Raw genomic sequence first — 26,094 nt, 5'->3', positions numbered from 1 at the left:
GTTTACCCCATAATCGTTTGTTTGACTTCGTGATCCATCCATTGCGGCGTACTCCGCTTCGCGCCAGAACGGCGAAGCACAATTTGCGGCGCACCCCCGTCGGGATGCTCAATGACGTCTGCCTCTGCGCCGTATACGCTGCGCACAAGCTCGCTGGTTACGATCTGCTTCGGACTGCCGGAAGCGTACATCATACCATTCTTCATCACGATCATCTCATCGCAATATAGCGAGGCTAGATTCAAGTCATGCAGAACGGCGATGACGATCATGCCGCGTTCCCGCTGCCATTCCAACACGATGTCGAGCAGTTGCAGCTGAAACCCGATGTCGAGATACGTTGTCGGTTCGTCGAGCAGCATGACGCGCGGATTCTGCACCATCATTTGGGCCAGTGCAACCCGCTGCCTCTCGCCGCCGCTCAGACTATCCAGCCTCCGGTCGCTCAGATGCATAAGCTCCATACGCAGGAGCGCCTCGTCGATTAATGGACCAGCATCTTCCTTCTCGTCGCCGAACCAGCCCTGATACGGGTATCGCCCTAGCGCGACCGTATCCCGAACCGAATATCCGACCGGCGGCAGCCCGCCTTGTTGAACGACCGCAACGGTTCGCGCCAGCTGCTTTCTCGCTATGGCGCTGATCGGCTTTCCGTCCAGCAGCACTTCGCCCTCCGTAGGACGGTCTACGCCGGAGAGCAGACGCAGCAGCGTCGTTTTGCCCGCACCGTTAGGTCCGATAATACCATACATTCCCGGTTTCGAGAATGCTACCGTAATATCGTTCAGTATGGCCGTGCCATCGATCGTTCGGCCTAGTCGCTTCGTCTCGATCATGTCTTTATTCCTCCACGGCCTGATTTGTGGCGGTACAGCAGCAAAGCGAAGAATGGTGCTCCGATAATAGCCGTCACGACGCCGAGTTGAATTTCACGCGGACTTAGCGCCGTACGAGCCAGCGTATCCGCCCATAGAACGAATATTCCGCCGCCAATGGCAGAGAGCGGGACGAGACGCCGGTAATCCGAGCCGACGAGCAGCCGAAGCAAATGCGGCACGACAAGACCGACGAAGCCGATGACGCCCGATACCGATACCGCCGCAGCCGTCAGCAGCGTTGCGCCGACCAACACGATCAGCTTGGTCCGTTCCACATGAACGCCTAGATGCGCAGCATGCCGTTCGCCATATGCGAACAGATTCAAACGGTGCGAATGATAGATCATAATCGGTATCCCGATGAGAGCGAATGGGAGCAGCATATACGTATGGTCCCAGCTGCGAAGCGCGAGACTCCCCATGAGCCAGTATAAAATTTGATTCACGACGCCTTGCGACATCGATACCATGAACGAGACAAAGGCACCGAAGAACGACTGGACGATAACACCAGCTAGTATCAGCGTTTCGATTGCCATGACGCCTTTGGACCGCGCAAGCGCGAATACGGCGAACAGCGTCGCCGCTCCCGTCGCGAATGCGACGATTGGAATCGTCCACAGACCGATCAGCGACTGGAAGCCGAATAAAATGATAAAAGCCGCCCCGACAGACGAACCGGAAGCGACACCTAAAGTATATGGATCGGCAAGCGGATTGCGCAGCACCCCTTGGAAGCCCGCTCCCGCCGCAGCGAGGCAAGCACCGACAAGCAGCGCCAGCACAACGCGGGACAATCGAAGCTGAATGACGATAGCGACATCGCTGGACGGCCAAGGTCCGCCGATCGAAATGCCCGTCGCTTCATGCAGCAGGATGCCCCATACGTCGGACACCGACAGTCCGGCCGAGCCAATCGAGACACAGAAGCCGACAGATACGATAAGGAGGAGCAGCGAGGCTCCTCCATATACGGCAGACATCGGTCTCATCGGTTATTGAAACAGATCAGGATGGATCGCCTTCGCTAAATCCATCAAGCCGTCTGCAAGTCTTGGTCCGACGCGTACGAGCGGGTCTTGCGCTACTTCTACAAGCTTATTGTTCTTGACGGCATCGATCTCTTTCCATGCCGGGCGTCCTTTAATGCCTTCGAGAATCGCATTCGGCTCTTCGTACCAGGACGAATAGACGATCACTGCCGGATTGTTCGCCACGATCTGTTCGGCGTCGAACTCGTACCAGCCCTTGCCGGTCGCAACGTTCTGTCCGCCTGCAATCGTAAGCAGTTCGTCGAGGAACTCTCCTTTACCAACCGTGTAGCCCGGGGAGAACTCAAGGAAGACGTTCGGCTTGGCAACATCTTTCACTTTCGCCTCTACTTCATCCTTCACTTGCTGCATATGAGCGACGACTTCCGAAGCTTTCTGCTGCGTGTCCGTGATTTCGCCGATTCGGCGGATTTTGTCCATGACTGCCGCATACGTCTTCGGATCCGAAGCATATACGTTCAGCTTCAGCTGACGCAGCTGCTCGATTGCTTGGCTGTTCATGGATACCGAAGCGAGAATCAGATCCGGCTTGAGCGAAGCGATCTTCTCGACATCGGACGTCATATCGCCAATCTTGTCGATCGAAGCGGCTTGCTCTGGATAGTTGCTGTAGCTGTCCACGCCGACGACACGGTCGCCCGCTCCAACTGCGAATGCAACCTCCGTCTCGCTCGGCACGATCGTAACGATGCGCTCCGGCGCTTTCTCAAGCGTAATTTCCGTACAGGAATCGTCCTTCACCGTCAGGGGATATACGGTAGCAGCGGGCTGTTCGCTGTCTGTCTGTTCTGCTGCTGCGTTCTTTTCTTCCGTTTGTTGCTGTTGTTGTTGCTGCTCGTCTTGAGGCTTCTCCGAAGTCGTCTTCTCATCGCTGCCGCATGCCGCAAGCAGAGCGAGCATCAGTGCGGCTGCCAGCAATCCAAGCTGCTTCAGCAATCTCTTCGTGTTGAATGGAGTAGAATTCATGTACATCGTTCGTATCTTCCTTTCGGACTACTAAAAATGATCGATCAAAACAAAAAAAAGCATTTCCGAATTTGGGGATCGGAAATGCTGGATGACGATTCAACGCCTCATGCCGGTATGCCAGCGGGCAGCGGCAATCGTACGTGCTTACGCCTGTCCAACTCCTCCCCTAATTCCACGTAGGTAGCAGTGTTGCCGAAACAGGCAGGTATCCTGACTTGAAGCCCGCGGCCGGCGTCTTCCCAGGGATAACCCAGTGACGTATGCCGGAGCGGCTGCTTGCCCGCATAGCGGACAAGCGCTTCTTACAGTGGCGGGTCCGTGCCGGATTCTCACCGGACTTCCCTATTAAGCTTGCGCAGCAGCATCCTTAACGGATCGGCTGCAAAGCACCTGTTCGAAATGCTATTCAATTTTTGCCTTTGCTAATATACCATCGGCGGGCCGTTTTGTCCATCATGTTCCTGTTGATTGTTTGCCATAATCTATTAAGTTCCAATTATAGTGCCGCTCCAAAATGATAGATTCTAGGTTATTTCGTATGAATCACCTATCAAGAGAGACTATCAACAACATCCAATGCTCTCTTATGCTCTGTTTGGATGTTTTCCAATCGACCGCAGCTTCAGACGAAGCCGAATCGCGTTGCCAACGACCGACAGCGAGCTTAGCGCCATGGCGGTCCCAGCCATCCAAGGCTCCAGTTTGCCGAGAGCAGCGCTTGGGATGACTGCCGCGTTGTAGACGAACGCGAGTCCCAAGTTTTGTCTCACGTTGCGCATTGTAAGCTTGCTAACCCACAGTGCGTCGGCAACGCCAGCCAACCGGCCGTGCACGAGCGCGATCTGGCCAGCCCCCATCGCGGCATCTGCACCGCCGCCAATGGCGAAGCCGACGTCGGCCGCTGCTAATGCCGGCGCATCGTTCCAGCCGTCGCCGACCATGGCGACGGCTCCGCGCGCTTGCTGGAGCGACCGGATGAGCGCGAGCTTCTGCTCCGGCTTCAACGAGCCGTGCGCCTCATGGATGCGGACCTTCGCGCTGACCGCCTGGACGGCTGCTGCGCGATCGCCCGATGCGAGCGCTATGCGGATGCCTTGTCTTCGCAATCTCGCGACGGCAGACGCTGCATCCGGCCGAATCCGATCCGACAAGGCAAGCGCACCTGCACATTTGCTGTCCTCAAACACGAACCAAATCGTATCCCCTTTGCGCTCCCTCTCATCGGCAAAGCTGCGAATATCGTGTTGGATCGTCCAGCCGCGTTCTCGTGCAAAATCATATCCGCCTACTGCAATCATTCGCCCATCCAGCTGTTCAACTGCATAAGACGCCGATTGGATACGCAATGGCGGCACCCGCTTCATCCCGCCGCCGCGATCCCGTTCTCCGCCCGCTTTGCCCGCCGCTTCGATGACGGCAGCCGCGAACGGGTGTGCCGCATTCGCTTCTGCCAATGCCGCCATGCTCAGCAAGGCAGCCGGATGCAGCGCAGGCGCGAAGACGGCGCTCACCTCCGCACGGCCTTCCGTCAGCGTGCCCGTCTTGTCGAAGACGACCGTCTTCAACCGGGCTAGCACTTCCAGCGCGTCCGCTTGCTTCACGACAATTCCCCGCTTCGCTGTAGCGGCCGCCGCTGCCGCCAGCGACAACGGCGTTGCCAGTCCGAGCGCGCACGGGCAGGCCGCGAGCAAGACTGCTAATGCCCTCACGAACGATGCTTCCGCCCGAAAGCCGGTCCACCAAAAGTAATTCACGACGAACGTAGCGGCGGCCAGAGCCAACATGATCGGTACAAATATGCCGGCCAGCGCGTCCGCTTTACGCTGCACAGACGTTTTGGAGGCAAGCGCCTCCCGCATCATCGCATTCAACCGATGGAGCGCTGTTGCCGTTCCAGCCGATTTAACTGTAACGACTGCCGGATGCTGCAAATTAAGCGAACCGGCATAAACTTTATCGCCTTCCCGTTTCGGGATCGGCCGGCTTTCGCCGGTAAGAAGCGATTCGTCCGTCTCCGTCCGTTCGCTAATTAACGTCCCGTCGGCAGGAAAGCGGTCCCCAGGATCTACCAGCACTCGATCACCTGGCTTAAGATCGTTCGCGGCTGTTTCTTCCTGTGCATCGCCACGCAGGACGACTGCCGTATTCGGCTGGAGCGCGGTATATCCCCCTAACTCCGCTGCCGTCCTCCCCGCCGCGGAAGCTTCTATCCATTTGCCCATCAGTACAGCCGTGATGACAACAGCTGACGTCTCGAAATACATTGAGGTACTGGCACCGTGAAACATCATATAATGGCTATACAAATAGGCTGACGTCGTGCCTGTAGCAACGAGCACATCCATATTCGCCGACCGCTGTTTAACTGCGTAATAGGCTCCGTTATAGAATGGCGCTGCCGGCACGAATTGAATGATCGTCGCCAGCGCGAGCTGAACCCAGCTGTTCATCAGCAGAGAAGGAACCGGAATGAACGATAACGCCTCATAATGATGCGCCATCGGAAGCAGCAGAGGAAGCGTGAGCAGTGCGGACAGCACGAAGCGGAGCAGCAGCATACGCCTCTCCCGCTCGTCGAATGACGTGTTCGAGCCTGATGCGGAATGAAAACCGAGCTTGCTGATTGCAGCTTGAATGACGGGCTCCGTCACTTCGCTTGGCGTATAGACGATCCAGGCCGACCGCGAAGCATAGCTGACTGCGCTCTGCCGGACGCCTGGCAGCCGCCCGACCGCCTTCTCGATCCGGACGGCGCATGCCGAGCAGTGCATCCCGCCGATTCGCAAATGGATGGCAACCGGCTCAGCGCCAATCGCTTCATTCGCCATATTTGACTCTGGATCCGTATGTTCCTCATCGTCAGTACGATTGCTTAGTAATACCGTCATGGAGGCCGTCCTCCTTCTGGACTTGCAGAGCATCGATGCCGCTCGCTTCAACATTGTATGAGAGCATGCCTTCGGACATGTCTAAGCCGGGAAGGAACAGAAAAAACCGCTCCCTAAAGAGCGGCTCGTTGTTCTAAATGAGATAGGATGACGGGCATTGATTCATAAAAATACCGCACCAAGTTAGCCATTTGTTCTGCAAAATCCTCACTGTCAGGCGCTCCAATATTAACGGCTGTTCTCTGACCGTTATACACTTCATTGAACAATGGGACATCGCGGTTGTAACGCTCTTGGATATAATCTAATATCACTAGCAGCTCTAATCCCAGCTGAAGCTACATGTACGGATGTATTATTTACTCTTCTCAGCAAATCCTTCATACAAAGCTCAGCTATCACACTTCGAGTAAAATTATCCGTACAAACAAATAATAGCTTCATAGATGCAACTCCGTTTCGTAATCCAATTTGCGAAAATATATCAAAAACCTGCAAATCTCGATCCTCAGATCGATGCTTGCAGGTTTTGTCCGGCATTGCTTGAGTGTCTTAAGTGACCTATGCGCCGTAAGCGACGCTGCCGTTCCAATTCAACATGCCGCCCTTGACGTTCACAACCTCGAAGCCTTGTGCTGCCAAATACTCGCAAGCACGGCCGCTGCGGTTGCCGCTGCGGCAAATAATGATATAAGGCTCCTCGCCTTGCGTCGTCAGTTCGCCGAGCTTGGCTGGCAGCTCCGACAACGGCAAGCTGACGGCTTCCGCGATGTGGCCGCTCTCCCATTCGTCCTGCTCCCGGACATCGATCAGGAACAGTTTATTCCCTTGTTCCAGCTTGCTTTGCAATTCGTCCGTGCTTATTTCCGTATACATGCTCCGCTCTCCTCCAGGTTGCTTATGGTCTATAGTTCGACCTGAACTTGTACTCGCCCTATCACCCAAATTGTACATGGTACGCCGAGCTTATGTCCAGCAGGAGAGGGTTAAGCAGCCTTATTGGAAGCGGACGGCCGTGCCGCTGACGGCGACCATGAGCATCCCGTCGCGGACAACCTCGTAATCGATATCAATCCCTACAATTCCGTTCGCTCCGATCCGGGACGCCTGCACCCGCATCTCTTCGAACGCAACGTCGCGCGCTTCCTTCAATTTGCTCTCATAGGCGCCGGACCGCCCGCCAACGATATCCGTAATCGAAGCGAAAAAATCTCTTACGACATTCGCCCCCATGATCGCCTCGCCCGTCACAATGCCTAAATAATCAGCAATCTTACGTCCTTCGATACTCGGTGTCGTCGTCATTAACATATGAAATCATCCTCCCGTCACGGTTTGATTTCGGTCCATTTCATCCTAATCGGTTCTCCCGACACCGCATCCGCCGTAACAACAACGCGTACGCCAAAGTCACGTCCGCCCTTGCTCAGCCATAGGCGAAACCGGTATTCGACCCGTCCGCTTCCTGCTGGCGTTCTGCCTTCAAACGCATAGTCAAGCACATCCGCCGAGTACCGCTGTTTTGCAGCTAACACGGCCGCTTGTCCGGACTTCGCATAATCAGGCTGCCTCACCGCATGAATAGGAGTCACAGCAACAGCTGTACTTGCCGCAGTGGATGACAGAACCAAGAAGACGGCCATCGCTATCAAAAGGTTCGTCATGTTCTTCATTCGCATGGTAGTACCTCCAGGCCTCTCCCACTGATTAGAGTACGGCCGCATGCGGTTCTTTATTCCGGTGCAACAAATAAGAGCCCTCCCAGAGCTCTTATCCGAGTCTCAAACATGTTTCTCCCCAATTTAAGCGTCCCCAAACGTATATTAAATACGACACAACCATCCGTTTCGCACCTGCCGCCTCATTTAAGATACCTTTCAAGACACCTAATCACACATTACCGCCTCTGCATAACGAATAAGAGTCCTAAAGGATCTCTTATCCACGTCTCGCAACATCTCCTCCGCATTAACAACCTAATAAGAACAGCCTACTAAATATCAACCTACCCGCCTACCCTTCTGCCCACGAAATAAGAGCCCCGAAGGGCTCTTTTTCAACTCAACCATGGATTACTCTGCCGTTCTATCCTTGAACTTCCGTTTCCGGTTGATCAGCTCGTATACCATTGGTACGAAGATGAGCGTAAGCAACGTCGAACTCGTCAAACCGCCGATAACGGTAATACCAAGCCCTTTGGAGATGAGTCCGCCAGATTCGAAGCCGAGCGCAAGCGGCAGCAGTGCCCCGATTGTCGCAATGGCTGTCATCAGAATCGGACGAAGACGCGTGCCTGCTGCTTCGAGCAGCGCTTCGCGAACGTCCAGACCTTCCTTCTGTTTCTGAATAACGCGGTCGATCAAGACGATTGCGTTCGTGACAACGATACCGATCAGCATGAGCATACCGATCATGGCAGTTACGCTGATCGTCTCGCCTGCGATATACAAGCCGACGAGTGCGCCTATAACCGTGAACGGCAGCGAGAATAGAATCGTGAACGGCGTAGCCGCTCCGCCGAACGTAATGACAAGCACGAGATATACGATCGCTACAGCTGCCAGCATCGCAAGGCCAAGCTGCGTGAACGCCTCGTTCATGTCCTGCGTAGCGCCGCCCATCTCGGTCGTAACGCCCGCCGGAAGATCCATCGCGTCCACTTCATCCTGCAGCGTCTTCGATACTTTGTTCAGATCGGCTTTCACCGCATCTGCCGTCACTTCCGCATAGACTTTGTCGTCTTTGCGGGTAATCGTGTTCGGCGATTGGCCTTCTTCTACTTTCACGACATCCTTAAGCGCGACCGGCATGCCGAGCGGCGATTGCAGCGTTTCGTTCTTAAGGTCTTCGATGCTGCCGTACGTCTTCGGCTCTACGTGAACGTAGACGTTCAGCTTCTCTCCGTCTTTCTCGATTGTCGTCAATTGCTGCTGCTGACGTACCGGAGCAAGCGCCATTGCGACTTGGCCGGCTGTCAAGCCGTACTTGCTGAGCTTCGCTTGATCCGCGACAAGCTTATATTGCTTATACGTCTTCGCCAAGCTCGTATCGACGTTCGTCAGATCCGGGTTGTTTTTCCATTTTTCTTGAATAGAGCCAACGACCGTTTGGAGCGTATCCATGTCCGGTCCGTAGACAGTAAGCGACATGCCGCTGCCGCCGATCGAACCGCCGCCGCCGAAGTCCTGTTGTTTCCATTCGCCCTTGCCGCCGAGTCCCGACAGCATATCGATAACAGCTTCTTTCTCGTCTTCGAATTTCGGCGTATCCTCATCGTACGTCAGGAATACGAGTGCCTGTTTCGATGCGCCTGGATTCATCGGGTTGTTGCCGCCGATCGTATATTGAACCAGATCGACATGGCCGCGGTTAAGCAGCTCTGTCTCCGCCTTCGAAGTCATATCTTTGACTTGATCAAGCGTTTCGCCCGGTGCCGGGTTGTACGTCACGATCATCGTCTTCTCGCCTTCGGACGGCAAGAAGCTGAAGCCGATAAGCGGTGTGAGCATCAAGCTGCCCACGAGAAGCACGATGGCAAGCAGCGAAGTGATCAGCTTATGATTAAGCGTCCAACGAAGCAAGTTGCGGTAGCTGCCTGCAAGACGGCCCGGCTTGTCTTCGTGATGCTTCACGTTTTTGAGACCTTTGCGGAACATCAGGTGCGCCATCATCGGTACGACTGTAATCGCGACAAGCAGCGACGCCAACAGCGCGAAGACGATCGTCAGGGCGAACGGCATGAAGATTTGGCCGATTGCTCCCGTGACGAAGCCCATTGGCAAGAATACTGCGATCGTAACGATCGTCGACGACAGAATCGGGATGAACATCTCTTTCGTCGAGGACAGGATGAGCTCTTTGCCTGTCAGCTTCTCGCCGCTTAGCGACATCCTCCGGTACACGTTCTCGATTACGACAATTGAGTCGTCGATAACCCGTCCTATTGCGACGGTCATAGCGCCAAGCGTCATGATGTTCAACGTAATGTCCATTGAGTTCAAGAATAGCAGGGCGATGAAGATGGACAACGGAATCGAGATAACCGCGATGATCGTCGAACGGATATCCCGCAGGAACAACAGAATGATGACGATGGCGAACGCAGCGCCGATGAACGCTTTGCTCAGCATCGTGTTGACCGAATCTTCAATCGGCTTGCCTTGGTCGAACGCCGTAACGATGTTGAGTCCTGCGTTCTCATCCATCAATTGTTTGGCAACGTCTTTGACCTTATTGACGACATCAACCGTATTCGCATCCGCCCCTTTAACAATCGAGATGCCGATCGCATCTTGACCGTTCGTGCGGGAAATCGACTCTGCCTTGCCTACGATTGCCAAGTCGGCAACCTCGGAGAGCTTCACTGTCGGAAGGCCCGGCGCCGTGTTCGCAGCTTGTCCTGCACCCGCTCCGCCTGGAGCAACCGGAATTTCCAGATTGTTCAGCGCATCTTCCGTCCATACATTGCCGTCGACAACGACCGTGTTCTCTTCGGTGCCGAAGGTGAACAGGCCGAGTGGAGCCGCCATCGCAGAGCCTTGGATAACACCTTGCACGGTGTCTTTCGTCAAACCGTACTGCGCCAGCTTCTCAGGCTTGAACGTAAGCTCGGCCGATTTCATATGCTGGCCCGAAATTTGAACCGTTGCGACGCCCTCCGCCCCTTCGATCTTCGGCAGCACTTCCGACTGCACCAGCTTCGTCAGTTGTTCGAGCGTCAGGTCCTTGTTCGAGACGGACAACGACAAGACAGGGAAAGCGTTGAAGCTAAGACGGGTAACATCCGGCTGCTCTACGCCTTCCGGAAACTTCAGACCGCTCAGCGCTTCGGTTACTTCCGCCTTCGCCTTTTCCATATCTTTGCTGAAGTCATATTGAATGACGACCGACGACGCATTCTCCATCGAGGTAGACGTAACGTTGTCTACGCCATCGAGATTGCGTGTATGCTGCTCGATCTGCTTCGTTACTTCGTTCATGACTTCTTCCGGCGCAGCGCCTGGATATACCGTCGTTACGCTGACGATCGGAATCGTAATGTCCGGCAGCGTCTCCATCTTCATCTGCGTACCGGAGTAAATACCGGCGAACAGCACGATAATTGTCATAATCCATAGTGCGAACTTATTGTTCAGAGAAAAGCGAATAATGCTTGACAAAGACTCCCACTCCTTCTTTTTATCTCATTCAAAACCTTCGCTAAACCTTCAACCGGTATCCGACACCCCATACCGTATCGATATACTGCGGATTGGACGGATCAAGCTCGATCTTCTCCCGCAGTCTGCGAATATGTACCGTTACGGTCGAATTATCGCCGACCGATTCCAGTCCCCATACCCGCTCGAACAACTCGTCTTTCGTAAATACGCGGTTCGGATGCATAGCCAGCAGCAGCAGCAAGTCGAACTCTTTGCCCGTTAGCAGCATGTCTTGATCGCGGATGCTTACCTGTCTAGTTGCCTTGTTAATGGTCAAGCCTCGGATAGCGATCGATTCCTGCGCTTCCTTGCTGTCCCCTGTCAGCCGCTCGTACCGGGCAAGATGCGCTTTCACTCTTGCGACGAGTTCGCTCGGGCTGAACGGCTTCGTCATGTAGTCGTCGGCGCCGAGACCGAGTCCGCGTATTTTGTCCACGTCTTCTTTCTTGGCGGAGACCATAATGATTGGTGTGTTGTGCGACTGCCGAATTCGCCGGCATATTTCGTAACCGTCCGTATTCGGCAGCATCAAATCCAGAATGACCAGATCGTAGCCGCCCTCAAGCGCTTTGGCCAATCCGATGTCTCCCCTGCCCTCGATATCCGCCTGGTAGCCGTTGCTCTCCAAGTAATCCCGCTGCAGTTCTGCGATTGACCGCTCGTCCTCGATTATTAAGATCGATTTCATCTGTTCGTGTTCACCTGCCGATCTTTCCCAATATCCGTGCTGTCCGCTAGCCGCTGCAGCTCTACCGTAATCGCAAGACCGCCTCCCGGCGGCAGATGCGCCGATACGGAGCCGCCATGTCCTTCGACAATCTGCTTCACGATGGCAAGGCCTAAACCGCTGCCGCCGGTTTCAATACTTCTAGATTGTTCCGTGCGGTAGAACTGATCGAACAGCTTCGGAAGCGCCTCCGGTGCGACGCCCGGACCATTATCACGCATCTCAATCCGCACGCGCTGCTCCTGATCGACTGCATGCAGCGATATGGCGATTTCGCGGGTCTGGCCTTCCGTCTCATCTCCCATATACTTGACGCTGTTGCCGATAATATTTTGGAATACGCGGCTCAGCTTCTCCAGATCGGCTGCGACGTTCAGCGGTTCGCCTTCAAGGCCCGATAAGCTTAGACGGACACCTGCTTTCTCAAGATCGAACTGCTGCTCCTCCGCATAATGCGCCATGAACTTGCGGATATCGACCGGTTTGAAATCGTACGCGACATGGTGCAAATCCAGCTTCGAGAACAGAAACAGCTCGTCGATGAGCTTGTCCATATCGGTCGCCTTCCGGTATACGGTACGCAAATATTTATCCTGTTTCTCCTGCGTATTGGCGACGCCGTCCAGAATGCCTTCGACATAACCTTTGATCGCTGTAATCGGCGTCTTCAAGTCATGCGAAATATGCGACAGCAGCAATTTCCGGTTCTCTTCGTCCTGCAGTCGGTCTTCAATTGAAGACTTCAGCCTCATGCGCATCGTCTCGAATGTCTCGCTCAGTTGGCCGATTTCATCTTTGGTCGTCGGCCTCACCTGTCCGTCGAGCCGCCCTTCGCTTATTTGTTCGGCAGCCGTCTTCAGCTTATATAACGGCTTAATAATGCTGCGAGAGACGAAATAAGTAAGAATGATACTTGTCGCGATGAGTACGGCAATGCCGATAAGCGGCGCAAGCACCCGCCAATAAATCGGCAGCGGACCTTTCTGTCGAAGCAAGATGGCTTTAGCAGCCGTTCTGTCCTCATACTTCACGTCAAGCCGGTGCAGCTGGTACAAATAACCGTCGATCGTCATTTTGTCCGGCGCTTCGTCTATCCACCGTCCCCAATCCGTCACGTTCCTCATATCCGTCAGCATCGGCGCAACAATCGGAGCAGATCCTTCCTTCGCCAGAACGAAACCGGCTGACAATTCCTCCAGCCTGTGCTGCACATCATTCCGATATTGCGCGTCATCCAGCCTATCCGGCTCATGCTGCAATACGTACGATAGCTCGCCGAATACGGCCGCCTGCCTGTACTCCATGTTTTTCTCGTCATTCATGAGCTCCGAGAGAGACTGATCGTTCAACAAATAAATAAGAGCTACGATCAGGCCAACCATGATGACGTTCGGGACGATGACCATCGCCCATAACGCCACATGCAGCTTTGCACGAATCGACACGACATCACGCCTTACTCATGTAATAATTGTAGCTTCTGCTATGATAACGTCCGATTATTAACGGTTTTCAAACCAATTCTTACAAATTCCTTAACTAATCGATTTATATGAACGGATAATAACATTATCGCGGCAGAAAATATCCAAATCGTCCCAACCCATCGTTCGATTGGAGACAGATAAAGGTTTAAGCGTATCGCGGCGAACGAGACGATCCCAAGCTTCAACGCCCACATCGTGGCCAGCAGCAAAACGATAATCGACAAGCCGTGGCTCCATTGCCGGGCTTGGTTCGTCAATGCAAGAATGGATGCCGCATAAATGCCTACAGCTGCCGCCGAGAAAGGCGCAACGGTCCACACATAGAGCAGGAAAGGCGACCATACGCTGTCCAGCTTAACGAGCAGAACAAGAACCCCCACCATGCATGCTGCCGTCCAATGGACAATGAATGCATAATTGATGCCGTGTGCTTGCTTGGCACGAGATTCCCTCCGCTGCGCATGATTATAGCCTCTGTACCAACGGAACCAATCAAATGCCAGCCACGCAGCACAACCCAAAGCTCCAACTAGGGATGTCAAATATTGAAGCCATTGATAGACGTAATCCCCCATCATAGGCTCTCTAAGTGCCGCTATACGCTGAACGAACCATCCCGACGAATGAGTCCAAGCATCCATAAACAGATGCGTACCGAACCCGGCAAACGCAGCAAGCAGGAAAAGAAGCCAGTCCAACACCGTAATTGAACCAAGATCGCGGATACTGTCATACACATAATCGCGCAGCCCTCCGATCGATGGCACAAAGCCCGCAAGTGCAGGACGTACAATAAAAAGATACGCACAGCATAGTGCGGTACATAGCGGCAAATCGATGAGCACAAATCCGGTCAACCGGTGTCCGATCGTCCCGGCCGCTTCCATTCGTGCAAAGTATTCCAGATCCGGCGCCATACTTCCGAGGACAATGCCAGACAGAGCAAGCTTTCCCGGCAGCAACCGGCGGAATGGGACTGCGAACGCGGGATGGGACAACGTAAATGGCATAGGAACACGCTCCTGTTCGTCTCGTACCGAAAAAAGGTTATCCGTCCGTTCTTTCGGCTCCAATCTAACCCTTATACGAGAGGATCCGGTAAAAAGCTTCATACCGTCCTGACAATCCACCGATTCCGTTGTAAAGTATAGGGTAGATGACATCACGAGCAGGAGGCTACATATCTAATGGCAACCGGAATTCGCAGTACACCCAGACAGCGCGCCTTGTTCGGCGTCATGACCGTCTTATATTGGACCTCGATGTATATGTATGTCCCGATCTTATCTCCGTATTTATCGTCGCTTGGCTTGTCGCTTGGCATAACCGGAATCGTACTCGGAAGCTACGGCTTCGTTCAAATGCTCGTCCGGTTCCCGATCGGACTATGGTCCGACACCCTTGGAAGGCGCAAGCCGTTTATTGTGCTCGGCCTCGCGGCTGGGGCCGTCAGTTGTCTGTTGTTCATCATCCCGGGCGGCTTCGGTTGGCCGCTTGCCGGGCGAATAGTTGCCGGTGTATGCGCATCGACTTGGGTCGCGTTCACGATTATGTACGCCTCCATGTTCGAGCCCGGTGAATCGTCCGCCGCGATGGGACAGATCAGCGCCATGACCGTCACAGGCCAGTTGACCGGCATGGCGTTAAGCGCACCGCTTGCCGACAGTCTTGGCTGGTCCGCGCCGTTTATTACCGGAACATGCGCGGCACTGCTTGCGCTTCCGTTCGTATGGTATATCCGCGAACAACCGGTATCCGCTGACCAACGTCCGCCAATGTCGCTTGCCTTGTTAGGCGGAGTCATGCAACAACCGACGCTGGTCCGCGCCTCGGTGTTGTCGATTCTTGTGCACTCGATGCTGTTCATCTCCATGTTCGGATTTACGCCGCTCAAGGCGAAGGAGCTTGGGGCTGACGGCTGGCTGTTGACCGCTATCGTATTCGCGTTTATGATTCCGCATGCGCTCGCTTCGCTTATTATGAGAAAAATATCCGCCAAGTTTGGCGAATGGCGGCTGCTGCAGATTGCCTTCTTGTTCGGCGCTGCAGCGACAGTTATGATTTCGTTCAGTCCGTCGCTTGGATGGCTGGCCGCTACGCAAGCGGTTAACGGCTTTATGCAAGGCTTAATATTGCCGATGCTGCTCAGCCTCGCGATCAGGGACGCACAGATTCGCGAACGAGCTACGGCAATGGGCTTCTATCAAGCCGTATACTCGATCGGGATGTTCGCCGGTCCGTTCATTGCCGGTTGGATGAATGACGAATGGGGCATCGATAGCGGATTCTGGCTCGGAGGCTGCTCCGGTGCCGCAGCCGCAATTCTAGCCGTTGTATGGGGTCGTACCTCAAGGAACAAACAACAGCAGCTCCACCGTTAACCGTACCAGATGCTGCTCTGTACGTGTTCTGCATGCATGGTGCACATTGCATAATGTTCCCCGTAACAAGAAGGATCCGCGATCGCCAACTGGCTATTGCGGATCCTTCTGTTTGTTCTATAGAAGCAGCTTCGGCAGCAAATACATGAAACCAAACCATACGATAAACAACGCCACTATAAAATAGTCTTCTCTCGACCACTTTAGAACGAGAGCTCTTGTCGGCTTGCTCTCCACTCTGCCGAACCCTCTAGCCTCCAGCGCATTCGTCAATTCATCCGCACTGCGCAGCATGCCATGCAGGAATGGGGCAAGGACGGCATAAAGCATTCGCGCCGGCAGCTTCCCAGGCTTGGCAGCCGATTTGCCCCTTGCCAATGCGATTCGTACGAACCGTTCCCATTCCTGCATCAGCATCGGCACAAACCGGAATATGAGTGCGACCGTCAACGCTGCTTGCCTTACCGGAACGCGAACCCGCTCCATCCACCCGAACGTCTGCTCCAGCGCCCGCTGCAGCCTTAGCGGCGTCACCATAGCGGTTATCGGCAAGCCCGTTACCATGACAACGAGCAGTTTGCTTAGCCTGAAACCGGTAATGAGAGCCGCTTCTACATCAAATCCGAACGGCGAAACCTGAATGCCTGCAAACAGAACAAATACGAGAATCATCCGCATGTACATAAGGACGGCTCCCCGCCATGGTGCAATCGCAGACCCGAGCGGTCTCCATACGAATGCATAAGCAAGGATGGAGACCGCGAGCAAGCCGTACCAGCTTTGCTGAAGCAGCGCACCGGTTCCGAATAAATAATAGCAAACGATGATAGCTCTCGGATCGAAACGGTCATCACGCACAGCTGCGGAAGGCCACAGCCAAGAGCGCAGTTTACCGGGTCTGCGAACGAGCTCGGATTGAGATGGGTACGGCTGCTGACGGACTGACGGCAATGCCTGTCCTGCGGCTTCTTGCTCCGCTTGCGGCGGTTCACTCGCAATACCATGCAGCTTCATTACGGATGATGCATCCGCCGACGTTTCTGCGCCACGAAGCTTCGTGGCCAGCGCAGCTGCAAGCTCGCGCGGCGTTGCCCACGGCGAGCTTGTGCCGCTCGGCTCGAAGCCTGCCTCATGCAGCTGCCGGGCGAGCGCGAGCGGCTGCGGCATGGACGGCGCCTCCATTGCGCGAATGACGGCTGCATGCTCAGCAGCTGTTCTTACTGCGCGTATGCGTCCCGCTTCGATAATGACGACGCTATCCGCTAGAGGAAGCAGCGCCTCAATATCGTGGGTGACGATTAAGGCCCCGCCTCCGCGTTCACGATGAGCCAGTAATATAGACGCAAGCTGGTTGACGCCTGCTAGATCAAGCCCTGCTGTCGGCTCGTCCAGCAGCAGCCAGTCCGGCTCCGTAGCAAGGAGCATCGCCAGCGCCAACCGCTTCTGCTGACCGCCGCTTAACGATTTCGGATCTCGGCTGAGGAGCGTCTGCGGATGATCCAACCCGGCCGCCTCAAGCGCAGCCAACATTCGTTCATGAACGGCCGCCTTCTTCTCCTCCAACCGGTAAGGACGGAGCGAATAACGGAATTCTTCCGCAACCGTCGGCAGAAACCATTGTGATGACGACTGCTGGAATGAAATGCCTGTCCGCAGCAGCACCTCACGGTTCATTCGGCGTCCATTCTTAACCAGTAATTCTCCGAGCGATACTGTGCCTTCTTCCGCCGGACGCAGACCGGCAACCGTTTCAAGGAGCGTCGTCTTGCCTGCACCATTCGGGCCGATCAGCAGCGTAATGGTTCCTTGCTCGAATGAAGCATCGATACCTCGCAAAATATCCTTGCTGCCGGAACGAACCGTAACGCCGTCTAGCCGCCAACTACTTCCCATAGCGGCTCACCGCCTTTGCTAGTTCGGACGGCGATAGCGGCATTCGCGGATCAAGCATGATCCCCTCGTTCTGAAGCGCCCATACCGTCTCTACAATATAAGGCGCTTCCAGCTCCGCCTGCTCGCAAGGACTAAGCGCATCCGCGCTTGGCCTAACGAAGAACGATTCCGCCGATCCATCGAACGTAATCCGTCCATCCTTTAGCGCGACGACCCGATCGCCTTGCCGGATTTCCTCCAGCCGCTGTGTTGCCCATATGACCGTCGTCCCAGCGTCATGCAACGAGCGTACAGCATCCATGACCAGCATAGATGCATCGGGGTCGAGCATCGAGGTCGGCTCATCGAGCAGCAGCGCATCCGCTCCGCTTGCGATACAGCCTGCAATTGCCGTCAACTGCTTCTGTCCGCCCGACAATGTCGCGATTTGCGAAGCTTGATGCTCTGTCAGCCCTGTCCTGCGAAGCGCTTCTTCCACGCGCGGGAAGATGTCTGCTGCCGGAATTCCCAATTGCTCCAACAGCAGCATCGCATCCTCTCGAGGTGTCATCCCGACCAGCGACGCCTCTGGGTTCTGCATGACGAGCGGAGTGAAAGGTGCGGCGGCACTATGCTCTTCTGCTGCGATTCCCTTGTCGGCTCGCTCCATGATCCGAACCGTACCTGTCGTCCGCCAGCTGCCATATCCAGCGAGCAGGCGAGTCAACGTGCTCTTGCCGCTTCCGTTCGCTCCGACAAGAAACACCCACTCGCCCGGTTTAATCGTGATATGAATGTGATGCAGAAGCTGTCGCTCTTCTGCGCGGTCCCCTCCCGCTTGTTCCTCTCGAACATTCGAAGTCGAGCGGTCTAGCGGTAATGGCGCATGCACATAAAGATCGACATCCTCCAATTGCCAACGGTAATCGTACAAAAAAATTCACCCAGCCTCTTCCTATCTGAACGAACGTATGCTATGATTCATTTCGTTAACCGAAAATGTTACTAACAGGTTAACATATATCCTTATACATAGGAAGGTGCATCATGAGAAACGGATCGATTCGTAATATCGTATACACCGCTTTATTCGCGGCCTTGTTCATTGCACTAAGCTCCGTCGCATTCAAGCTAAGCTTCAGCACGGTACCTATTACCCTCCAGATGCTAGCTGTTATGCTCGCTGGCGCGTTCCTAGGCCCGCGGCTCGGCTTCGCCAGCATCTTCATCGTCCTGCTGTTGACTGCAACCGGACTTCATTTGCTGCACGGCGAAGGCGGAATATCGTATCTGACTGGTGCAACAGGCGGTTATCTCGTCGGCTTCCTGCTTAGCACGATTACGATTGGCTGGCTCGTCGGCAAGCTGCTCGACAGCCGGTTCAGCAACAACCGTATTGCCATGATGGTCGGCCTGTTCCTCATCTTCGAAATATTCGGATCTCTGCTCTGCTATGTGCCCGCTATTCCATGGCTCATGCACACGGTCGAAACCTACACGTTCAACAAAGCGATGGTCAAAGGATGCTTCACGTTCTTGCCTGGCGATGCGGTCAAGTCGGTTATGGCGACGGCAATCACTATGTCGCTGCTGCCCGTTGTGAAGATGACGCGCCCGCGCAAGCAACATCAATCGCATTCGTATCAAAAACAAACAGGGATGAGCCATTAATCGGCTCTCCCTGTTTTCTTTACCGCATTCCTTATAGCGACATCCGGTAGATGTTCACGACATCTTCTTTCGTCAGCTTGCGGAAGTTGCCGCGAGTGCCGTCTCCGACCGCTTTGAACGCCATCTCATCTAGACGGCTGTCATCGATCCCGTAGTCAGCCAGACGGGATGGCGCACCGATCGAATTCCAGAAGCTGCGAAGCGCCTTGATGCCTTCCTCCGCAATTTCGCGGTCAGTACGGCCGTCTTCGCGAATGCCGAACACATTCACCGCAAATTGGCGGAAGCGAGCAACGTTGTCATCCAGCACATAGTTCATCCAGTTCGGGAACAGAATGGCTAGACCGCCGCCGTGAGGAATGTCATACACAGCCGATACGGCATGCTCCATATCATGGTTGGCCCAATCGCCAACCGTGCCCATCGACAGAATGCCCATCAGCGCCATTGTGCCACAGTACAATATCGTTTCGCGATGCTCCACATTCGTCAGATCATTCACGAGCTTCGGCGCCGTATCGACGACCGCACGCAGAATCGCTTCCGCGAGCCCGTCTTGAACCGGCGTATTGTGATCATGGTGGAAGTATTGCTCGAACACGTGGGACATAATGTCCACCATGCCGTATACCGTATGATCCTTCGGCGTTGTAGCCGTGTTCTTCGGATCGAGAATCGAGAATGCCGGATAAACAAGTGCGCTCCACCAGCCAAGCTTCTCGACCGTTTCTTCATTCGTAATTACGGAGTTGCCGTTCATCTCCGAGCCTGTCGCTGCAAGCGTCAATACTGTACCGAGCGGCAGAGCCGACTTAATCGGCGCTTTGTGCGTAATACAATCCCAGAAGTTTCCTTCATAATGTGCAGCCGCCGCGATCGCTTTCGCGCAGTCCAGCGTACTGCCGCCGCCAACCGCCAGCACCCACTCGATGCCGTCCCGGCGAATAATGTCCGCACCGCGGTGAACGGTCGACAGACGCGGATTCGGCTCAACGCCGGAAATTTCGCTTACCGAACAGCCGCATTGCTTCAGCACCGCCATCACTTCATCATACAGCCCATTGCGTTTAATGCTGCCGCCGCCATAGACGAGCAGCACCTTCTTGCCATATTTCTCAACCTCTGCAGCCAAGTGGCTCAGCGAATTTGCTCCGAAATACAATCTAGTCGGATTGTGGAATACAAATGGTTTCATGAATCTACGTTCGCTCCTCTCCAGATTGAAAGCTCAAACCGTTTCCATTATATACGAAATCACTACAAAGCCCAAACTTCTTGTCCAAAATATCTTAGCCCTCGACAAAAAAGACAAGTCCTAGCCGGAGATCCGAATCTCCGCTGGACTTGCCATTATATCTGCTGCATTCGATAGGATTAGTTGCTGCAATCCGCAGGCTCTTCCGTCTCGCTCGCGCCCTCGACTTCAAGCTTCTCCGCAACCGTATCGCGTACGACGCCGATAACGAGCTGAAGCAGATAGTTAATGTCGGACTGAGATTGCTGGAACTGTGCAACGACTGGAATGCCATCGAGTTCATCCTGCAGCTCTTCCATCTCTTGCTCGATCTTCTTCGCCATCGCCTCGTTCTTGAACGTTTTCTCGAACGCAACGACTTCCTTCTGTTTCTTCTTCAGCAGAGCCATAACCGACTGAACACGTTCATGGGCTTGAATTTGTTTCTCTGCCTTGCGGTAGCGCGTCACTTCCTCGGACGTGTAGATCAAGTCCGCCAGCTCCTTCGCCTTCTCCATGACGTCTTTGCGTACGATCAAATCCCGCGTATGAAAGCTTTGAATACCGCAACCGCCGCCGTGTTCGTGGTCGTGATCGTGGTCTCCGCATTGATGTGCTTGCTGCTCTGCCATTGGTAATCGCTCCTGTCGTCGTATGCGGTATTAGGAAACCGCTTCTTCACTGTTCATAATCGGTTCTGCTCTAATATACCATGTTTGCGGTTCCGTCACCCGGACATGAATCAACTGGCCGATCCATTCCTTCGGACCTTCGAAGTGAACGAGCTTATTCGTTCTCGTCCGTCCCGACAATACCGCTGAATTGTTCTTGCTCTCGCCTTCGACGAGCACTTCCAGCACTTGACCGCGCATCAGCTCGTTGCTTTGGCGGCTGAGCTCTGCAAGCAGCTTATTAAGACGGGCGAGTCGGGCTTTCTTCACCTCGAGCGGCACATTGTCCTCCATATCGGCCGCTGGCGTGCCCTCACGAGGCGAGTAAATGAACGTGTAGGCCATATAGAACCCCACTTCCCGCACGAGCGACAACGTGTCCTCGAACTGCTCGTCCGTCTCCCCAGGGAAGCCGACGATAATGTCGGAGGTCAAGACGACTTCCGGAATCGCTTTCTTAATTCGTCCTACAAGATCGAGGTATGATTCCCGCGAATACTTCCGGCTCATCCGCTTCAAAATCTCGGTGTTGCCCGACTGAACCGGCAGGTGGATATGTTCTACCAGATTGCCTCGTCCGGCCAACACTTCAATCAACTGGTCGTCAAAGTCGCGCGGATGGCTCGTCGTGAAACGAACGCGCGGAATATCGATCTTCGCCATATCCGTCATCAAGTCGCCGAACCGGTATTCGATATCTTCGAAATCTTTGCCATACGCGTTGACATTCTGCCCGAGAAGCGTCACTTCTTTGTAGCCTTCACGCGCGAGCTCGCGCACTTCGGCGATGACGTCTTCCGGACGGCGGCTCCGCTCCTTGCCGCGTGTATAAGGAACAATACAGTACGTACAGAACTTATCGCAGCCGTACATAATGTTGACCCATGCCCGCATGCCTTCGCGCTTCTTCGGCAAGTTCTCGATGATGTCGCCTTCTTTGGACCACACTTCAACGACCATCTCTTTATTGAAATAAGCATTCTGCAGCAAATACGGCAGCCGGTGTATGTTGTGCGTGCCGAATACGATATCGACATGCTGATGCTTACCCATAATTTTGCCGACGACTGATTCTTCTTGAGACATACAGCCGCATATTCCAAGCAGCAGATTCGGACGCTCGCGCTTCAGCGACTTCAGATGGCCGAGCTCGCCGAACACTTTATCCTCTGCATTCTCGCGAATCGCACAAGTATTCAACAGAATAAGGTCGGCTTCCAGACGGTCGTCCGTCTCCTCGAACCCCATCCGTTCCAGCATCCCCTTCATCACTTCCGTGTCATGCTCGTTCATCTGGCAGCCATACGTCGTAATGATGTACCGTTTGCCAGCGCCAAGATGACTAACTTCTTCCGCAATGGCGAAATCGCGGTGAACAAGGATGTCCTCTTTGCCCCGCTTCTTCTCTTCGCGGTAGTTCGGAGCCGAATTGATCTTAATATTGCGGCCGTTAATCCGGTACGTCGTTGACTGATCGTCTTGGTTAACAACTTTCGCGCTGCTGTAATCGAAATATTGGGAGTAGTCCTTCGTCGTCTCCTTCGTCATGGCAGGATTCACTTCTCCTCATCTATACAATCATTCTTTACGAATCTGTGAATTGGATATGGTTTCACCATCAAGAAATTATACCATTTCGACAAAAGAATATCCATAAAGTTAATATAGATTCGTCGACATGTTGCCCGGATCTATGATTGGACGACAAGCCCGCCTAGCAAGATGCTAGCGGGCTTTGTTTGTTATGTATATCTGTTCTATTGTACGCCGGATTACTCGATGATCTCGGCCGTCTGCCCGTTCTCTACGCCTGCCGCATTCGCTTCATCCGTGTCGATGTGCATGTCCAACACAAATTCCGGCGATACGCGCGCGATGACGTTCTCGAACACGACGCCGCGTTCGCCGCCGACGCGAACACGAAGCTTCTGTTTATCCGCAATGGCCCATTTCTCCGCATCGCTTGTATGAAAATGAATATGGCGGGCAGCAACAATAACGCCTTCCTCGATCGTCACTTCCCCTGCCGGTCCCTGAATCGTGATGCCGGCTGAGCCCTTCGTATCGCCGGATTCGCGCAGAGGAGCCTTCACGCCGATCGAGAACGCGTCGGTACGGGATACTTCCAGCTGCGTCGCCTTGCGGGCTGGTCCGAGAATGCGAACCTTCGGGAAAGAGCCCTTAGGTCCGACAACCGCTACAGTCTCATTCGCTGCGAATTGCCCCGGCTGCGACAGCGGCTTCATCTCCGTCAGTTCATAGCCTTGTCCGAACAACAGCTCGACATGTTCCTGGGACAGGTGGATATGTCTTGCTGAAACGCCGACTGGTACCTGCTTACTCATCTTAATCGCCTTCTTTCTACCCTGTTCGTACTACTGGCTTCTTATGTAACAAAAAGACATACAACCGTTATAGACGGCTGTATGTCTTATTATACTTAACCTTATTTGAACTCGGCAACCAGCTTGTCGAACGATTCGCGGCTAATGTCGAGCGATTGGTGTGCAAGCGCCTCTTCTTTGAAGCCAACGATCATGTCCTCGTACGACTTGCGTTCCTTGTTCTGATAGATGAGACCGGTCAGCATACCGCCCGTCTCCATAATCTTCGTCATCGCTGCAATACGGTTCGACGGATCGTAGTCCGGGAATTCGTTCAGGTTGACGATATTCTCTTTGAACCAATCGTACGTATTCACCTTGTTGAACGTAACGCAAGGGCTGAATACGTTGATGAGCGAGAAGCCTTTGTGCGCCATAGCCTGCTCAATCAGAGAGGTCAGCTGTTTCAAGTCGCTGGAGAACGACTGCGCCACGAACGTAGCGCCAGCCGACAGCGCGATTTCGAGCGGAGACAGCGTCGTCTCAATCGAACCTTCCGGCGTCGATTTCGTCTTGAAGCCTTCGGCGCTTCGCGGAGACGTCTGCCCCTTCGTCAGGCCATAAATTTGGTTGTCCATGACGATGTACGTAATGTCCAAGTTGCGGCGGATCGCATGGACCGTATGGCCCATCCCGATGGCGAAGCCATCGCCGTCTCCGCCGGAGGCGATAACGGTAAGCTCGCGGTTCGCTAGCTTCACGCCTTGTGCGATCGGCAATGCGCGGCCATGGATGCCGTGCAAGCCATAAGCGTTAATGTAACCCGAAATCCGTCCCGAGCAGCCGATGCCCGAAATGACCGCAAGGTTCTCGGGCTCGAGGCCAACACTAGCCGCAGCGCGCTGGATGGCAGCTTGGATCGAGAAATCGCCGCAGCCTGGGCACCAGTTCGGCTTCACGTTGTTGCGAAAGTCTTTGAATGTAGCCATCTAGTTCAACTCCTTGCATGCTGTATACACTTCGGACGGCAGGAACGGATTGCCGTCATATTTTAATACGTTATGAATTTTGTCTGCGTAACCGGCATGCATCTTGATTTGTGAAGCAAGCTGCGCCGTTGCGTTATTCTCAAGTACGACGACTCGTTTCGCCCCGTTCAGGTAGACCGACAGCTCTTCCGCCGGGAACGGTGCGATCTGGCGAATCGTCACATGATTCGACGTAATGCCGTCGGCATCCAGCCTGCGGCGTGCTTCGTCGATAGTGCCGCCCGTCGAGCCCATCCCGATAATCAGCAATTCCGGATTGTCATGCGGCGCATCGACACGAATCGCATCGCGGATCTGAAGCCCGTTCAATTTGTTCAGCCGCTTATCCATCATTTTCTTCCGGTTAATCGAGCTCTCCGACGGACGTCCGACTTCGTCATGCTCAACGCCCGTCACATGGTGGATACCGCCCTTCTCGCCTGGCAGCACGCGAGGCGAGATACCGTCCTCGGTCAGTTCGTAACGTTTGAACAGCGCGTTGTCTTCGAGCGCCGGAACGTCCGATACGAGCTTGCCCCGGTTTATTTGGATCTTATCGTAATCGAATACTTCGCACGACTGCTTGCCTAGCGACAGCTGCAGGTCCGTCATGACGATAACCGGCACTTGATACTGCTCGGATACGTTGAACGCTTCGATCATATCGTAGAAGCAATCTTCAATCGAAGCCGGCGCGAGGACAACCTTCGGAATTTCACCGTGCGTTCCGTACACCATAGCATTCAAATCGGATTGTTCCTGCTTCGTCGGTAATCCCGTCGAAGGACCGCCGCGCTGCGTATCCACAATAACGAGCGGTTGCTCCGTCATACCGGCAAGACCGATCGCTTCCATCATAAGAGACAGACCCGGACCTGCCGATGCCGTCATCGTACGAACGCCGGCGTAGTTCGCGCCAATCGCCATCGTGACTGCCGCGATCTCGTCTTCCGTCTGAACCACCGTACCGCCGAACTTCGGCAGTTTCTTGATCAAGTATTCCATAATTTCCGAAGCTGGCGTAATCGGATACGCCGACATCAAGCGGCAGCCTGCCGCAATCGTACCGAGTCCGATCGCTTCATTGCCGATAATGAACAGTTTCTGCTTGCCGTCTGCTTCCTCAAGCTTAAACTCATCGATCGGTCCGCCCGCTTGCTCGAGCACGAACTCGGCACCGCGTTTTACCGCCTCGATGTTCTTCTCCACGACCGCTTGGCCTTTGCGTCCGAACTCTTCCCCCACCGCTTTGTTGAACACTTCGAGCGGCAGGCCGAGCAGCGCCCATGACGCGCCGGATGCCACCATGTTCTTCATGAGCGACGTGCCAAGCTCTTCGGCGATTGCCGTAATCGGAACGGCGAACAGACGCGCATCCACGCCCTCAGGGACGACAGGATTAAACTTCGCGTCGGCTACGATAACACCGCCGCTGCGAAGCTCATGCGCGTTCAGATCGATGCTTTCTTGGTCGAATGCGACAAGTATATCGAGATCATCGGAAATCGCACGAATCGGCTGCGTGCTGATTCTAATTTTGTTATTTGTATGTCCACCTTTAATTCGCGAAGAGAAATGGCGGTAACCGTACAGGTAATAGCCAAGGCGGTTAAGCGCTGTCGAGAATATACGGTCCGTACTCTCTACGCCCTCCCCTTGTTGTCCCCCGATCTTCCAAGACAATTGACTGATCAAAACGTCCATCTCCTCT

At 54.3% G+C, this 26,094-nt stretch carries 22 protein-coding genes and 1 riboswitch; of the genes, 2 read left to right on the top strand and 20 right to left on the bottom strand.

From position 1 onward, the window contains the following. Positions 1-2 precede the first annotated feature (2 nt). From PKO01S_RS12750 to PKO01S_RS12695, 12 genes are all read right to left on the bottom strand, one after another. Positions 3-836 carry an ABC transporter ATP-binding protein gene (locus tag PKO01S_RS12750; protein ID WP_127531728.1) on the bottom strand — a complete coding sequence of 278 codons (834 nt, stop codon included), beginning with the start codon at positions 834-836 and terminating at the stop codon, positions 3-5. Then, positions 833-1,870, bottom strand: coding sequence for a FecCD family ABC transporter permease (locus PKO01S_RS12745; protein ID WP_127531727.1), 1,038 nt, complete (start codon positions 1,868-1,870; stop codon positions 833-835). Before PKO01S_RS12745 ends, PKO01S_RS12750 begins: the two co-directional genes overlap by 4 nt. 3 nt (positions 1,871-1,873) lie before the next feature. Continuing rightward, a complete protein-coding gene (locus PKO01S_RS12740; protein WP_246070553.1) occupies positions 1,874-2,902 on the bottom strand; it encodes an ABC transporter substrate-binding protein in 1,029 nt (342 codons plus the stop codon). Positions 2,903-3,082: 180 nt separating this feature from the next. Further along, a riboswitch (cobalamin riboswitch) is annotated at positions 3,083-3,308 on the bottom strand. Positions 3,309-3,483: 175 nt separating this feature from the next. Continuing rightward, positions 3,484-5,787: a heavy metal translocating P-type ATPase gene (locus PKO01S_RS12735; protein ID WP_164779590.1), complete on the bottom strand. Its 2,304-nt coding sequence runs from the start codon at positions 5,785-5,787 to the stop codon at positions 3,484-3,486. A gap of 258 nt (positions 5,788-6,045) precedes the next feature. Further along, positions 6,046-6,231, bottom strand: coding sequence for an arsenate reductase/protein-tyrosine-phosphatase family protein (locus PKO01S_RS29770; RefSeq protein WP_164779589.1), 186 nt, complete (start codon positions 6,229-6,231; stop codon positions 6,046-6,048). A 117-nt stretch (positions 6,232-6,348) separates the two neighbouring features. Next, positions 6,349-6,663 (bottom strand): rhodanese-like domain-containing protein, encoded by a 315-nt coding sequence (locus tag PKO01S_RS12725; RefSeq protein WP_127531724.1) that lies wholly within the window; start codon positions 6,661-6,663, stop codon positions 6,349-6,351. 120 nt (positions 6,664-6,783) lie between these two features. Further along, positions 6,784-7,098 carry a YbjQ family protein gene (locus PKO01S_RS12720; RefSeq protein WP_127531723.1) on the bottom strand — a complete coding sequence of 105 codons (315 nt, stop codon included), beginning with the start codon at positions 7,096-7,098 and terminating at the stop codon, positions 6,784-6,786. 17 nt (positions 7,099-7,115) lie between these two features. Beyond that, complete coding sequence (locus tag PKO01S_RS12715) at positions 7,116-7,466, bottom strand: DUF3889 domain-containing protein (protein ID WP_164779588.1); 351 nt, start codon at positions 7,464-7,466, stop codon at positions 7,116-7,118. A gap of 393 nt (positions 7,467-7,859) precedes the next feature. Continuing rightward, positions 7,860-10,946 (bottom strand): efflux RND transporter permease subunit, encoded by a 3,087-nt coding sequence (locus PKO01S_RS12710; protein ID WP_127531721.1) that lies wholly within the window; start codon positions 10,944-10,946, stop codon positions 7,860-7,862. Between the two features lie 40 nt (positions 10,947-10,986). Further along, complete coding sequence (locus PKO01S_RS12705; protein WP_127531720.1) at positions 10,987-11,676, bottom strand: response regulator transcription factor; 690 nt, start codon at positions 11,674-11,676, stop codon at positions 10,987-10,989. Then, positions 11,673-13,160 carry a sensor histidine kinase gene (locus tag PKO01S_RS12700; RefSeq protein WP_127531719.1) on the bottom strand — a complete coding sequence of 496 codons (1,488 nt, stop codon included), beginning with the start codon at positions 13,158-13,160 and terminating at the stop codon, positions 11,673-11,675. Before PKO01S_RS12700 ends, PKO01S_RS12705 begins: the two co-directional genes overlap by 4 nt. Before the next feature lie 38 nt (positions 13,161-13,198). Then, positions 13,199-14,212, bottom strand: coding sequence for a DUF4184 family protein (locus PKO01S_RS12695; protein ID WP_164779587.1), 1,014 nt, complete (start codon positions 14,210-14,212; stop codon positions 13,199-13,201). Between the two features lie 177 nt (positions 14,213-14,389). Here PKO01S_RS12695 and PKO01S_RS12690 point away from each other — a divergent pair, with 177 nt between their 5' ends. Next, the gene (locus tag PKO01S_RS12690) at positions 14,390-15,583 is read left to right on the top strand and encodes an MFS transporter (protein ID WP_127531717.1); all 1,194 of its coding nucleotides are present in this window, start codon (positions 14,390-14,392) and stop codon (positions 15,581-15,583) included. A 117-nt stretch (positions 15,584-15,700) separates the two neighbouring features. Here PKO01S_RS12690 and PKO01S_RS12685 read toward each other — a convergent pair whose 3' ends face one another. Then, a complete protein-coding gene (locus tag PKO01S_RS12685) occupies positions 15,701-17,476 on the bottom strand; it encodes an ATP-binding cassette domain-containing protein (RefSeq protein WP_127531716.1) in 1,776 nt (591 codons plus the stop codon). Further along, a complete protein-coding gene (locus PKO01S_RS12680) occupies positions 17,466-18,389 on the bottom strand; it encodes an energy-coupling factor ABC transporter ATP-binding protein (RefSeq protein WP_164779586.1) in 924 nt (307 codons plus the stop codon). Before PKO01S_RS12680 ends, PKO01S_RS12685 begins: the two co-directional genes overlap by 11 nt. A 113-nt stretch (positions 18,390-18,502) precedes the next feature. Between PKO01S_RS12680 and PKO01S_RS12675 the strand changes: the two genes are divergently transcribed. Then, positions 18,503-19,126, top strand: coding sequence for a biotin transporter BioY (locus PKO01S_RS12675; protein WP_246070552.1), 624 nt, complete (start codon positions 18,503-18,505; stop codon positions 19,124-19,126). A 31-nt stretch (positions 19,127-19,157) separates the two neighbouring features. On the opposite strand, the gene PKO01S_RS12670 is transcribed toward PKO01S_RS12675, so the two are convergent. The 6 genes from PKO01S_RS12670 to PKO01S_RS12645 all read right to left on the bottom strand — a co-directional run bounded on the left by PKO01S_RS12670 (position 19,158) and on the right by PKO01S_RS12645 (position 26,078). Beyond that, entirely contained in the window at positions 19,158-20,321 is a 1,164-nt protein-coding gene (locus PKO01S_RS12670; protein WP_127531713.1) for an iron-containing alcohol dehydrogenase, read from the bottom strand. A gap of 179 nt (positions 20,322-20,500) precedes the next feature. After that, complete coding sequence (locus PKO01S_RS12665) at positions 20,501-20,992, bottom strand: RicAFT regulatory complex protein RicA family protein (RefSeq protein ID WP_127531712.1); 492 nt, start codon at positions 20,990-20,992, stop codon at positions 20,501-20,503. Positions 20,993-21,022: 30 nt separating this feature from the next. Beyond that, positions 21,023-22,579: a tRNA (N6-isopentenyl adenosine(37)-C2)-methylthiotransferase MiaB gene (gene miaB / locus PKO01S_RS12660; RefSeq protein ID WP_127531711.1), complete on the bottom strand. Its 1,557-nt coding sequence runs from the start codon at positions 22,577-22,579 to the stop codon at positions 21,023-21,025. Positions 22,580-22,803: 224 nt separating this feature from the next. Further along, positions 22,804-23,376: a phosphate propanoyltransferase gene (gene pduL / locus PKO01S_RS12655; RefSeq protein WP_127531710.1), complete on the bottom strand. Its 573-nt coding sequence runs from the start codon at positions 23,374-23,376 to the stop codon at positions 22,804-22,806. Between the two features lie 101 nt (positions 23,377-23,477). Then, positions 23,478-24,344 (bottom strand): 2-oxoacid:ferredoxin oxidoreductase subunit beta, encoded by an 867-nt coding sequence (locus PKO01S_RS12650; RefSeq protein ID WP_127531709.1) that lies wholly within the window; start codon positions 24,342-24,344, stop codon positions 23,478-23,480. Next, positions 24,345-26,078, bottom strand: coding sequence for a 2-oxoacid:acceptor oxidoreductase subunit alpha (locus PKO01S_RS12645; protein ID WP_127531708.1), 1,734 nt, complete (start codon positions 26,076-26,078; stop codon positions 24,345-24,347). Positions 26,079-26,094 lie beyond the last annotated feature (16 nt).

This window comes from Paenibacillus kobensis NBRC 15729, assembly GCF_004000825.1.
GTDB lineage: Bacteria > Bacillota > Bacilli > Paenibacillales > Paenibacillaceae > Paenibacillus_T > Paenibacillus_T kobensis.
The sequence above is the reverse complement of the archived record's forward strand: the minus strand, read 5'-3'. Positions and strand labels throughout refer to the sequence as shown.